Below are 12502 nucleotides of genomic sequence, written 5' to 3'. Positions count from 1 at the left end.
AATCGTCTCGCACAGTTTATGGTTTTGGGTTGAAAGGTGCCTTCCGTGTCGTCCTAGTTGGCTGCCTTTCGATTTGGTGCGGATTTTGCGTTTTGAATATTACAAACATGTTAAAAATGGCATTTTTCTTAAAAATATGTGACTAGCCAGTGCTATGAATGGCAGCTTAGCTAGTTTAAGCGCGGTTTTAAGCGCCTGAGGGGATGGTTTCTCATCATAGCCAGCTCTTAGTAGTATCGATTATAAATTGATCAACAAGGTGGTGCAGGGAGTGGCACTGCGAATGGAATTACGGAATTTGGGGGGCTCGGCTCATTCGTCTTTTCGGCGGTTGGCTCGAGTGAGTGATGCTATTAGCTACCTTGGGCCCAGTGCATATCTTTGGAGCTATTCGCTATCTATTATCGCAGTGGGCTGCCTGGCTCAACTGCCTGCAATAAGCACACTGGGGCTGCTGTATCTCTCCCTGATGTTACTTGCTTGGTGGATAACGCGTTGTTGGGGTGTTTTGGCACTGATTTTTATCTCCTTGATTGGTGCGGAATGGGCGCTTTGGTCCAATCAAGCAGCCCTGGATCGGCGGCTACCTCAAGGTGCCCATGGGGCAGATTTTGTACTTCAGTTGGACGTGGCTTCCCTACCTGCAGTAAAGGAGAGCAGTGGATTTGGCAGGGATCAACATTCTCGAACTGTGCGTTTTCGGGCTCGAATTGTAGATTTTGTTTCCAGCCCTTTTCCAGAGGGGTTAGCTACGGGCGGGATAGCCCCAGGCAGTCTTCTCAATCTAACCTGGTATCGTGTTGATGATAAAACGTTGACGCGCCTGCGAGGTGGTTCCCAATGGATATTGCCAGTGCGATTGAGAAGCCCCAGGGGGAGTGTTAATCCAAATACGTTCGATTATGAAGGCTGGCTCTTGCGAGAGGGGGTTACAGCTACTGGTTATGTTCGCCCCCGTGATTACTCCCCTCAGTGGTTGGGGCAGGGGAGTGGCATTATTGAGTTGCGCGATAAATTGCGCTCCCGCATCACTCAGTTGCCGATACAGCGGTCGGACCTGATAGTGGCGCTGCTTCTGGGGGATCGCAGTCAGTTGAGCGAAAACGATACAGATCTTCTGAGAAGGACTGGTACTGGCCATTTAATAGCTATATCCGGTCTTCATGTGGGTATGGTAGCCGGCTGCTTTATGCTGCTTGGCACCCTGTTAGCTAAGGGGGTGGGGCTCTTCTCAGGTACTAGCCGCTTTGGTATTGCTGTAGGCCTCGCCCTGATAGGTAGTTTGGGGTATACCCTGGTAGCCGGCGCGCCTTTATCTGCGCAGCGTGCGATCGTAATGGCCTGGGTTTTACTGCTGGCATGGCACTGGCGGCGGAGGCTGGGAGCGGGTTTTGCCTACTCGCTGGCACTGTCACTAGTGCTCACCTTGCAGCCATTGGCTTTTTACAGTGCCGGCTTCTGGTTGTCTTTCGTTGCTGTCGGCAGCCTGCTGTTAGGCTTTGCGGGGAGAATTCCTCTGGGCAGAGGAGCTCCACAGATGCATAAGGCAGGTGCTGCCGATAAGGTGCCTCCAGGCTCGAACCGTTTTTCTCTGCAGTGGTTCTGGCAGTTATTGCGCAGCCAGTGGCTGGTTGCAGTCGGGTTGTTTATCCCGTCGATTTTGTACTTTTCTGGTTTCAGCTTTTCTGGTGTATTGGTCAACCTGGTTGCGATTCCCTGGGTTGGGTCATCTATTTTGCCGCCACTTATGTTGGGTACTGTTTTAATTGATACCCAGCTCGGTGTCTGGCTGTTGCAGTTTGCTGGCTGGCAACTGAATTTGCTGATGACAGTGCTTAATTGTGTCGATCACTCGGTACCAGGATTTTATGGCTTTGCTATCCCCAGCAGTGCACCGGTAATTTTGATTGCTGGGCTTGGGGCGGTACTTATTCTGCTTCCCAGGGGGGTTCCTGGTCGCCATTTGGGTTGGTTATTTTTTCTTCCTGTTGCCGAGCCATGGCTTGTTGAATTAGCACCGGCAGAAAATCATCTGAAATTTTCTGTTTTGGATGTTGGTCAGGGACTGTCAGTGGTTATCAGTTCAGGAAAAAGTCGTATTGTTTACGATACCGGGCCATCAATTCCCTCCGGCTGGAGTGCGGGAGGCTCAATCGTCGCTCCTTATCTAATGGGGGCTGGAGGAACTGAGCTCGAAGCGTTGGTTGTCAGCCATGGAGACAGGGATCATGCCGGTGGTGTGGAGGGTTTACTCAGGAGGATCGAAGTAGAAAGAGTTTATGCGCCGGGGGCTTTAGCCGACAACTTACCGTTATCACCAGGCACTTTCACTGATCAGTGTACAGCTGGCAAGGTTGACTATATAGGTGATATATCGCTTCGATGGTTGTGGCCCCTTGCGCCGATGAAACCTGAAGAGGTGCTTGATGGGGAAGAAAATGAGCACAGCTGTGTAATTTTGGCCGAGTGGCAAGGAGTTCGTTTATTGTTGACTGGAGACATCAGCAGGGCAGTTGAGCTTCAGCTGGCTAAATTGTATCCACAGTTCCCTCATGTTGATATTTTGGTTGCTCCCCATCACGGTTCTCGCTCCTCTTCATCCCCCGCTTTACTCGAATGGGCGCGACCCAAAAGGGTTGTTTTCAGCGCTGGTTTTCTCCATCACTTTGGTCATCCCCACCGGGATGTGGTCAAGCGATATCAGAATTTGGGCGTCAGTATTTTTAATACCGCGGAGAGCGGGGCGATTGAGTTTTCCTGGCGGCAAGGAGAATCGGAGCCACAAATTCAACAAGCTCGTTTGGCGCCACGATTTTGGTATGCGAGTCACAACAGGGAGTAAGGAAGTGTGGGAGGACTTAGCCGCCGGGATTAGCTGTGATAAAGTGCTGTTCCATGCATTTTCAGATGCACTTAAAATTTTTCCGATAAAGCCTTTCGCTGTTTGGGACGAAAAAAGTGGTAGAAGAAACAAAACTGTACGATTTATTAATGCTCGGCGGCTGGTTGATGTTACCAATCGTGATTTGCTCATTAGCGGTTATTGCTATTTGTGTCGAGCGCTTGTGGACTTTGCACTCGCAGCATATTGCACCGAGCGCATTGTTAAGTGAGGTATGGGGTTGGCTCAAAAATAACCAGATCAATGCGGAAAAGTTAAAAGAGCTACGAGACTCCAGTCTGCTGGGGAAAATTTTTGCAGCGGGCCTGTCCAATTCTCGCCATGGCCGCGAAGTAATGAAGGATAGTATTGAGGAGACTGCCGGCCAGGTAGTTCATGAACTCGAGCGATTCCTGGGGGTTCTCGCCACCATTGCTGCAGTTGCTCCGCTGATTGGCCTGCTTGGAACGGTAATTGGTATGATCGATGTGTTTTCACAAATTGTGATTCAGGGAACTGGTAACCCAGCTGCGTTGGCTGGTGGAATCAGTAAGGCTTTGATCACTACTGCTGCTGGCCTGACAGTTGCGATTCCGGCATTGATGGCGCACAGATATTTCCAGCGTCGCGTTGACACGATTGTTGTGGCAATGGAGCAGGAAGCCGTCAAGCTTGTAGATGCTCTGCACAGCGATCGCAAAATTGAAGATGCAGCCTGAGCGGGGTAGCAAGCGATGCAATTCCGCCGCCAATCCAAAGAGCAGGAAGGGGTTAACCTGACACCACTTATTGATGTGGTATTCCTGCTGTTGATTTTCTTTATGGTGTCTACAACTTTCACCAAAGAAAGCCACCTGAAGCTGAATTTGCCTGAAGCAGCAGGCCCCGAGTCTGTCTCCCAACCAAAATCTGTAGAGATTTTGATCAGTGCCGACGGTTCTTATTCAGTAGATGGACAGGCTTTGATCAATAAGAAGATCAGTACCCTCAAATCTGCGCTGTCGGAAGTTACCGCAGGCGAGTACAATCGCCCGCTTGTGATAACCGCCGACGCCACCGCTCATCACCAGGCCGTGGTTCGGGCAATGGATGCCGCTGGACAGCTGGGCTTTGTCAACCTAAGCATTACTACACGGCAGCCGGAAGAAAACTAGCGCGGAACTCTTACAGGGAGCTGACTTGCCTTCGGTTTCTGTGCCCACTCGCCCCGGTTGGGGCGAGTCGATTCATTGGTCTGTATGAAGAAAGTAAAAGCGCCCCCCCGCAAACCGCAAAATGGGGCGGAAACTTACCGTCGTTTGCTCACTTATGCCCGCCCGCACCTGGCTATTTTCGGGATTGCGGTACTGGGCTTCTTCCTGTTCTCGATTATGGGTGTCAGCCTGATCGCTGTCACAGAGCTGCTCCTCGATGCTGTGGGAGCGGGTATCCAGGAGAGTCGTGGATTTCTCTCAAGATTTGTGGCATCCCACTACCCAGGCGGGGTAATGCCCCAGGATACCGCCCGCTGGCTTGTGCCGCTGGCGATGTTGCTGATTATTGTCCTCAGGGCTATTGGTAACTTTGTCGGTAGCTATGGTCTGGCTTATGTGGGGCGCGCAATAATCCATGAGTTGCGTACACAGCTATTTGAGAGAATTGGCCAGCTCCCCAGTGCCTATTTCGACCGCTATACCGGCGCCTACCTGATCTCCAAGGTTTCGTACAATGTTGAGCAGGTAACCAACTCTATTACCAAGGCGGTGAAGGTGCTCTTCCGAGAGTCCTTTACCGTTATTGGTCTCTTGACTTACCTGCTACTGGTGAACTGGAAGTTGACTTTAACCTTCTTCCTTTTCGCTCCATTGATAGCGTTTATTGTTCGTATCGTGGGCAAGCGCTTCCGCAAATTGAGTCATCGCATCCAGAACTCCATGGGCGACGTTACCCATGTGACCCAGGAAGCGATCAATGGCTACCAAGTGGTGCGTATGTACGGAGGGCAGGACTATGAGAAATCCCGCTTTCTCTCTGCCAGTGATAATAACCGCCGGCAGTTTATGAAGCTGGTAGTGGCAAATAATGCCAGTGTTTCAGTGATTCAAATCCTGGTGGGCCTGTCTACCGCAACCATCGTTTGGCTGGCGCTAGCTCCCGGCATGGTTGAGTCCATGACAGCTGGTGTTTTTGCCGCTTATATTGGTGCAGCGGCATCCCTGGCCAAGCCGGTGCGCAGCCTCTCCGAGATATTTGCCGATATTCAGAAAGGTATAGCTGCAGCGGAGAGTATCTTCGAAGTCATGGATGCTCCGAAGGAGCCCCAGGGCGGTGATGCTGAGTTACCTAAGCCAGTGAGGGGTAATGTGTCTTTCGAAGGGCTTGAGTTTAGCTACGACCCGGCTGCGCCGAGAGTGCTTTCGGATATCAGTTTCTCGGTTAACCCGGGGGAAACGGTGGCCCTGGTGGGGGCATCTGGCTCCGGAAAGAGTACCCTGGTAAGCCTGCTCGCTCGATTTTATGAGCTGACAGGGGGGCGTATCCTGGTTGACGGCGCTGATATATCGAAAGTGCAGCTTAAAGATTTACGCCGCCATATCAGTATGGTCTCGCAAAATATCGTTCTGTTTAATGACACTGTCTACCGCAATATTGCCTATGGTGAGCTTGAATATGCGCCCAAGGAAAACGTACTGCGCGCTATAGAGCAGGCCCATGCTGCCCAGTTTATCGAAGAGCTGCCCCAGGGGCAGGATACGGTATTGGGAGATAATGCACAGATGCTTTCCGGTGGTCAGAGGCAGCGTTTGTCTATCGCTCGCGCCCTGCTTAAAGATGCCCCCATATTGATCCTGGATGAGGCTACTTCCGCACTGGATAATGAGTCGGAGCGCCATATTCAGGCTGCTCTGGCCGAAGTCATGAAAAACCGCACTACGTTTGTTATCGCCCATCGCCTGAGTACGATTGAAAGTGCTGATCGTATTTTGGTGATGGAGAAGGGGCGTATTGTTGAGAGTGGAAATCATGCAGAGCTCCTCGCCCAAGGTGGGCGATACGCGTCTCTGCTACAGCAGCAAACAATGGGGTAGGGCACCTGGATGTCACTGGAAGACTGGTTTAACAAGCGCTGGTACCCGGAAGCCGGTAAAGGTCGCTCGCTCTCCTTGCTCACTCCGTTGGAACTGCTCTATGGGGGGGTTAGCAAGCGGCGCCGGGTGATGAGTTCCCGTACTCCGCCGGAACCCTTGTCTGTTCCTGTCATTGTGGTAGGTAATATTACCGTTGGCGGTGCGGGCAAGACGCCACTGGTGGCGGAGCTGGCTCGCTGGCTGAAAGAGCGGGGTCGCAACCCGGGGATTATCAGTCGCGGCTATGGAGGTCGGGCTGAAAAATACCCCTATCAGGTGACTGCTCAGTCCCATCCGTTGGAGTCCGGCGACGAGCCGCTTATGCTGCACCTTATTACCGGTGTGCCGGTGATGGTTTCTCCCAAGCGCACCGAGGCGGCACAAGCCCTGATCGACTACCACCAGTGCGATGTTATTTTGTCTGACGATGGGCTACAGCACTATAGTCTCTGGCGCAGCTATGAAATTTGTGTGGTCGACGGCCATCGCGGTTTGGGCAATGGCCATATGCTGCCCAGAGGGCCCCTGAGGGAACCGGCAACTCGATTGCACAGTGTCGATATGCTGGTGAGTAACGGAGAACCCGAAGCGGGGGTCAGGGATCAGTGCGATGGGCTTTTGGAGTTTGAAATGACACTGGAGCCCTCCTGCTGGCACCAGTTTAACCTCGACCAAACTTCCACATTGCGCCTGCCTTCAGGGCCTGAGGTGGGACCTTGTCACGGTGTTGCAGCGATCGGCAATCCCAAGCGATTTTTCCACTCGTTGGAAACTTTGGGTTTCGATGTGACAGAGCAACCTTTTGATGACCACCACCAGTTCAGTCCCCAGGAACTGCATTTCGATGGGCAAACCCCTGTGATCATGACTATGAAAGATGCGGTGAAGTGCCGCGACTTTTGGGAAAGTCACTGGTGGGCACTCGAAGTCCGGGCAAAGCTGCCGGACCTTTTTTACCAAAAAGTGCACAAGCACTTGCAACAGTTTTCTGAAAATGAAAAGTAACTCTTCTTTCGATGTAATTATTCCCGCACGCTTTGGTTCCAGCCGCCTGCCAGGTAAGCCTCTGGCGGATATCGGCGGTAAGCCGATGGTGGAGCACGTTTACTTGCGCGCTCGTGAAAGTGCTGCACACAGGGTAGTTATCGCTACCGATGATATGCGTGTAGCGGAGGTGGCTCACGGTTTTGGTGCTGAAGTCTGTATGACATCGGCGGAGCATGCGTCGGGGACTGATCGGTTACAGGAGGTGGCCCTAAACCTCGGCCTGGCGGAGGATCGCATCCTGGTCAATGTGCAGGGCGATGAGCCCCTGATACCGGCGCAGGTGATAAATCAAGTCGCTGAAAATCTGGCGGCGAGCGAGAGAGCCGGAGTGGCGACGCTGGCAGAGCCAATACACTCAGTGGAAGATTTCCGCAACCCGAATATCGTTAAAGTAGTGACAACTGAGAGCGGCCTGGCCAGGTACTTTTCCCGGGCACCAATCCCCTGGCCACGGGATGCATTTGCCATGGATAGCAGTGAATTACCTAAGGGGTTGGAACCTCGCCGTCATATCGGTATCTATGCTTACCGTGTTGCACTACTGCGCCAGTTTGTCTCCTGGCCTATAGCCCCGCTGGAGCAGTTCGAGGCTTTGGAGCAGCTGCGCTTCCTGTATCACGACCAGGAAATTCACGTGGCTGATGCTTGTGCAGAGGTACCGGGAGGCGTAGATACTGAGCAGGATCTTCAGCGTATGCGCGAAACCCTGGCTTGATGTAGAAACTAATGATTGAAGCCAATATCGATTTACAGCCCCACAACACTCTGGCGATTTCAGCGAACACCGCGTTCTTTGCACGTGTGGAAACGCTGGATGAGTTGCGCGAGGCATTGAGCTTTGCACAGCAGAAACGCTTGCCTATCTTGCCGTTAGGTGGAGGCAGTAATATCGTATTGACGGGAGATTTTCCTGGGCTCGCCATTCAGGTCGCGCTGCTTGGGTTGACTGTTACTCCCAGTGGCCGCGGCGGTATCATTGAGGCGGCGGCTGGGGAGGGTTGGCACCAGTTGGTAATGTCCTCAGTTGAACAGGGTATGGGAGGCTTGGAAAACCTTGCGCTAATTCCAGGTAAAGTGGGGGCGGCCCCCATTCAAAATATTGGTGCTTACGGTGTAGAGTTGTGTGATTGCTTTTGCAGTTTACAGGCCATGGAAATTTCTACAGGTACGTTGCATAACTTTTCTGCATCGGATTGTGAGTTTGATTACCGGGACAGCGTCTTTAAAGGACAGCTGCGCGATCAGTATATTATTACTCAGGTCAAACTTCGCCTCGCACAAGATTGGCAGCCGAAGGTTTCCTATCCAGCACTGCAACAATTTATCACTGAGCAAGGATGGGATTGTGATTCCTTGACACCGGCGCAGATTGCTACTGCCGTTATCGACATCCGAAATAGTAAATTGCCGTTGCCTGATTTAATTCCCAATGCGGGTAGCTTTTTTAAAAACCCTGTGGTGGATGCAGATATTTATCACAGTCTTAAGTCGGAACACCCGGACTTGGTGGCATATGCCAGCGGTGAAGGTTGGAAGCTGGCAGCGGGCTGGTTGATTGATCGCGCTGGCTGGCGGGGCAGGCGGCACGAGGCGGTAGGTGTTCACCACCAACAGGCGTTAGTGTTAGTCAATCCAGGTCGCGGTCGTGGTGATGAAGTAACAAGACTTGCTCGTGCCATAGCCTCTGACGTGCAAGATAAATTTGGGGTTACTTTGGAGCCCGAACCGCGCTATTACCCGTGAGCTATTCTGAGCCCATCCTCTCCCTTCCGTTTCCTTAGCTGACCCTCAAGCATAAGTACCCAATAGAAATATATGATTTGCTGACTTGCGGCAGGGCGTTTGGGGCGAGCTTGAATAGGGGATTATTCTAATTGTTGACGATTATCTTGTTATAACAAAATCAACTTCTTTTATTTTTTCTTATTTCGATTTCTTTCATAAATATTTTCTGCGATAAAGTGAATCTGCAATCGCAAATTTTGCGGAACAGCCTATCTTGATCGCAGAAAAATTAATTGGTACGTTTTTACGCTATAATTAAATGTTATAAAGGCCGCAGTATCCTGTGGCCAAATGTCTGATCGGCAGAATTTGAAACGGTGCTTCTGCTTTGCAGTAGGGTTTTTGTCTGGTATGTTGCGATTGGGTTCCGGGGGGGACCTACACGGGGTAGTTTCACCGTGAGCAAAAAAGAAGAACGCAGTTCACAGAGCTCGTGCGTAGGGGATGTACACGCGGCGTAGCCACTGCACTTATCCGTAGTTGGGGATAACTTGATCAAAGTCTTAGTGGTGGATGATCACGATCTTGTGCGAATGGGCATTTCGCGCATGCTGGGTGATGTTGAGGATATAGAAGTCGCCGGAGAGGCAAATTGTGGCGAGGAAGCTCTGGAGTTTGTTCGCCGGTGCGAAGTTGATGTCATTCTGATGGATGTGAAAATGCCGGGTATGGGTGGCCTGGAAGCGACAAGAAAACTACTTCAGCGGTGCCCTGGGGTGAAGGTTATAGCGGTAAGTGCACTCGATGATGATTTGTTCCCTGGCCGTTTGATGCAGGCTGGGGCTATGGGATATGTCACCAAGGGAGCGGACCTTGAAGAAATGGTCCGCGCGATACGCACTGTTGTTTCAGGTGGTGTGTTTATCAGTAATTCCATGGCAACCAAAATGGCAATGCGCAGTGTCAGTGGCCAGGATGAGCAGCAATCTCCATTTGAGAAACTATCCAAAAGGGAGTTGCAGACAGCAGATATGATTGTCAATGGCGCCAAGGTTGCTGAGATTGCAAAGTCTCTTTCGGTCAGCCCTAAAACAGTGAATAGTTATCGCTATAGGATTTTTGAGAAATTGGATATTAATAGTGATGTGGAGTTGACAATTCTCGCGGTTAAACATCAGATTCTCGATCCAGAAGCTGCACTTTAATTGAAAAGTGGCTGATCTTTCCAATATATTGAGGCCGGTTGCCAGATGTTCGACAGCAAGCGTTTCCTCGCGACGGTAACTCGTAAGCCCGGCGTCTATCAGATGTTCGACGCCGAAAATAAAATTCTCTACGTGGGAAAGGCGAAGAACCTCCGCAATCGTCTATCGAGTTATTTTCGCAGCTCAGGGCTTACGACAAAAACAATGGCGCTGGTGCAGCGCATTAGACATATCGAAGTCACTGTGACGCGCAGTGAAACCGAAGCGCTGGTTCTTGAGCAAAGCCTGATCAAGTCCCAGCGGCCTCCATACAATGTGATGCTGAAGGATGATAAGGGGTATCCTTATATCTTTCTTTCAAGTAATGATACTTCTCCCCGCATCGCTTTTCATCGCGGCGCCAAGCGCAAGAAGGGTAGATACTTCGGGCCCTTTCCAAATGCATCATCAGTTCGCGATAGTCTGAATTTTTTACAGAAAACTTTTCGAATCCGTTCTTGTGAAGATAGTGTTTTTCGCAACCGCTCAAGGCCTTGTCTTCAATACCAGATAGAGCGTTGCACTGCCCCCTGTGTCGATTTTATTTCCCCAGAAGACTACCGCCAGGATGTCCGCCATGCGGAAATGTTTCTCACTGGTAAAAGTGACAGCATTATTCGAGAGTTGGCGGATCAAATGGACGAGGCATCCCGGGCGCTGGAATTTGAAAAAGCCGCGAGACTGCGGGACCAGATTTCTGCACTGAGACGCTTACAGGCGGACCAGGTTGCAGAAGGCGCGAGTGGAGATGTGGATGTACTGGGAATTGCCTGTGAGGGCGGCAGCAGTTGTGTACACGTTCTGTTCGTCAGGCAGGGACGAATCCTGGGTAGTCGCAGTTACTTTCCCAGTGAACGCTTGGGGCTGACAGCACCGGAGTTACTTTCCGCATTTGTCCCGCAGTTTTACCTGGGCAGTCCCCGTGAAATCCCCCGTGAGATTCTGGTTTCAGAGGCCTTACAGGATCTCGAGCCACTTCAACAGGCTCTTAGCGAGCAGTGTGGTCGCGATGTCTGTATCACCCATAAGTTGCGTGGCAAGCGGGCCACCTGGATTGAGATGGCGCAACAAGCAGCGCAACAGAATTTGAGCAGTCGAACTGCAGCCCAGCAAAAACTCTACAGCCGTTTCGAGAAGCTCCAGGAAGTACTTGAACTGGAGCAGCTCCCAGAGAGGCTCGAGTGCTTTGATATCAGCCACTCTTCCGGTGAGGCCACGGTTGCGTCCTGTGTTGTATTTGATACCGGCGGCCCGGTGAAGTCGGATTATCGCCGATTCAATATTGAGGGTATCCAGGCGGGCGATGATTATGCGGCAATGGGGCAGGCGCTAAAGCGGCGCTATACCCGCCTTTCCGGTGGCGAGGGCAAGTTCCCCAATATCCTGTTGATCGACGGCGGGAAGGGCCAGGTTACACAAGCGGTAGAAGCTCTGAATGAGCTGGGCATCGTTGGAGTGCAAATTATTGGTGTTGCCAAAGGAACTACACGAAAAGCAGGCTTTGAAACATTACATGTGGTTTCCAGTAACAAAGAGCTTGTACTCTCCGCCGATTCATCAGCGCTGCACTTAATTCAACAGGTGCGAGACGAAGCGCACCGCTTTGCTATCGCTGGCCACAGGGCAAAACGGGATAAAAAACGCAGGGAGTCCCCACTGGAAGGTATTGCTGGAGTAGGGCCCACCCGCCGCAGGGCGCTGCTGCGACATTTCGGAGGTTTGCAGGAGCTAAAGCGCGCAACAGTAATAGAGATTGCCAGCGTGGATGGTATCAGCCGTAAATTGGCTCAGGATATATACTCGGCACTACACCACGAGTAGAACAGGAATGAGCTGGCGATTAAATGGCCAGTTTTTTTCAAAGCGTTTCATTTTGCGCGATGGCTTGATAACGTACGCCCTCCGCAAGAATAGAGAAAAGTATGACAATCGCCAATCAACTGACACTGTTACGTGTTGCCTTGATCCCATTTTTTGTTTTGGTTTTCTATTTGCCGTACAAGTGGAGTTACATTGCTTCTGCTGCAATTTTTGCAGTTGCCGCAATTACCGATTGGCTTGATGGCTATCTCGCCAGAAAATTGAATCAGAGTACCGCACTAGGGGCCTTTCTAGACCCGGTTGCCGATAAGCTAATGGTGGCTACTGCATTGGTCTTGCTGGTGGGGCTGCATGACAACCCGCTATTTGCGATTGCAGCCGCGGTGATCATCTGTCGAGAGATTGCGGTCTCAGGACTGCGGGAGTGGATGGCTGAGTTGGGGCAGCGCAGCAGTGTTGCCGTTTCCTACGTAGGCAAAGTCAAAACTACTGCACAGATGGCAGCAATTCTTGTTTTGCTCGCCTTCGATGTTAGAGAGTTTCCGGTGATGGAAACTATCGGATACCTGCTTCTCTATATTGCTGCCGGCCTCACCTTGTGGACCATGGTGATGTATATACGTGCCGCATGGCCGGCCCTTATGGCTGACAGCCAGGATAAGTAGATAGAAGGAGCC

The 12502-nt window shown here is 51.4% G+C and carries 10 protein-coding genes; all 10 read left to right on the top strand.

Features of this window, described 5'->3' with window-relative positions; genetic code table 11:
• Positions 1-283 precede the first annotated feature (283 nt).
• The 10 genes from BTJ40_RS12355 (at position 284) to pgsA (ending at position 12490) form a co-directional block, all read left to right on the top strand.
• Positions 284-2842: a DNA internalization-related competence protein ComEC/Rec2 gene (locus BTJ40_RS12355; protein WP_192879331.1), complete on the top strand. Its 2559-nt coding sequence runs from the start codon at positions 284-286 to the stop codon at positions 2840-2842.
• A gap of 149 nt (positions 2843-2991) precedes the next feature.
• Positions 2992-3600 (top strand): MotA/TolQ/ExbB proton channel family protein, encoded by a 609-nt coding sequence (locus BTJ40_RS12350; RefSeq protein ID WP_108735257.1) that lies wholly within the window; start codon positions 2992-2994, stop codon positions 3598-3600.
• Positions 3601-3615: 15 nt separating this feature from the next.
• Positions 3616-4035, top strand: coding sequence for a biopolymer transporter ExbD (locus BTJ40_RS12345; protein WP_108733380.1), 420 nt, complete (start codon positions 3616-3618; stop codon positions 4033-4035).
• Between the two features lie 84 nt (positions 4036-4119).
• Positions 4120-5949, top strand: a complete 1830-nt coding sequence (gene msbA, locus BTJ40_RS12340) for a lipid A export permease/ATP-binding protein MsbA (protein WP_108733379.1) — start codon at positions 4120-4122, stop codon at positions 5947-5949.
• A 9-nt stretch (positions 5950-5958) separates the two neighbouring features.
• A complete protein-coding gene (gene lpxK / locus BTJ40_RS12335; protein ID WP_108733378.1) occupies positions 5959-6993 on the top strand; it encodes a tetraacyldisaccharide 4'-kinase in 1035 nt (344 codons plus the stop codon).
• Positions 6983-7750, top strand: a complete 768-nt coding sequence (gene kdsB / locus BTJ40_RS12330) for a 3-deoxy-manno-octulosonate cytidylyltransferase (RefSeq protein ID WP_108733377.1) — start codon at positions 6983-6985, stop codon at positions 7748-7750. Before lpxK ends, kdsB begins: the two co-directional genes overlap by 11 nt.
• Positions 7751-7761: 11 nt before the next feature.
• Complete coding sequence (murB, locus tag BTJ40_RS12325) at positions 7762-8778, top strand: UDP-N-acetylmuramate dehydrogenase (protein WP_108733376.1); 1017 nt, start codon at positions 7762-7764, stop codon at positions 8776-8778.
• A gap of 533 nt (positions 8779-9311) precedes the next feature.
• The gene (locus BTJ40_RS12320; protein ID WP_108733375.1) at positions 9312-9965 is read left to right on the top strand and encodes a response regulator; all 654 of its coding nucleotides are present in this window, start codon (positions 9312-9314) and stop codon (positions 9963-9965) included.
• A 45-nt stretch (positions 9966-10010) separates the two neighbouring features.
• Positions 10011-11825 carry an excinuclease ABC subunit UvrC gene (gene uvrC, locus BTJ40_RS12315; protein WP_108733374.1) on the top strand — a complete coding sequence of 605 codons (1815 nt, stop codon included), beginning with the start codon at positions 10011-10013 and terminating at the stop codon, positions 11823-11825.
• Positions 11826-11926: 101 nt separating this feature from the next.
• Complete coding sequence (gene pgsA, locus BTJ40_RS12310) at positions 11927-12490, top strand: CDP-diacylglycerol--glycerol-3-phosphate 3-phosphatidyltransferase (RefSeq protein WP_108733373.1); 564 nt, start codon at positions 11927-11929, stop codon at positions 12488-12490.
• Positions 12491-12502 lie beyond the last annotated feature (12 nt).

The sequence above is a fragment of the Microbulbifer sp. A4B17 genome (genome assembly GCF_003076275.1).
Taxonomy (GTDB): Bacteria; Pseudomonadota; Gammaproteobacteria; order Pseudomonadales; family Cellvibrionaceae; genus Microbulbifer.
The sequence above is the reverse complement of the archived record's forward strand: the minus strand, read 5'-3'. Positions and strand labels throughout refer to the sequence as shown.

Coding starts and splice junctions, on each gene's coding strand:
- BTJ40_RS12355 (WP_192879331.1), top strand. CDS start 284: ATGGAATTACGGAATTTGGGGGGCTCGGCTCATTCGTCTTTTCGGCGG.
- BTJ40_RS12350 (WP_108735257.1), top strand. CDS start 2,992: ATGCTCGGCGGCTGGTTGATGTTACCAATCGTGATTTGCTCATTAGCG.
- BTJ40_RS12345 (WP_108733380.1), top strand. CDS start 3,616: ATGCAATTCCGCCGCCAATCCAAAGAGCAGGAAGGGGTTAACCTGACA.
- msbA (WP_108733379.1), top strand. CDS start 4,120: ATGAAGAAAGTAAAAGCGCCCCCCCGCAAACCGCAAAATGGGGCGGAA.
- lpxK (WP_108733378.1), top strand. CDS start 5,959: ATGTCACTGGAAGACTGGTTTAACAAGCGCTGGTACCCGGAAGCCGGT.
- kdsB (WP_108733377.1), top strand. CDS start 6,983: ATGAAAAGTAACTCTTCTTTCGATGTAATTATTCCCGCACGCTTTGGT.
- murB (WP_108733376.1), top strand. CDS start 7,762: ATGATTGAAGCCAATATCGATTTACAGCCCCACAACACTCTGGCGATT.
- uvrC (WP_108733374.1), top strand. CDS start 10,011: ATGTTCGACAGCAAGCGTTTCCTCGCGACGGTAACTCGTAAGCCCGGC.
- pgsA (WP_108733373.1), top strand. CDS start 11,927: ATGACAATCGCCAATCAACTGACACTGTTACGTGTTGCCTTGATCCCA.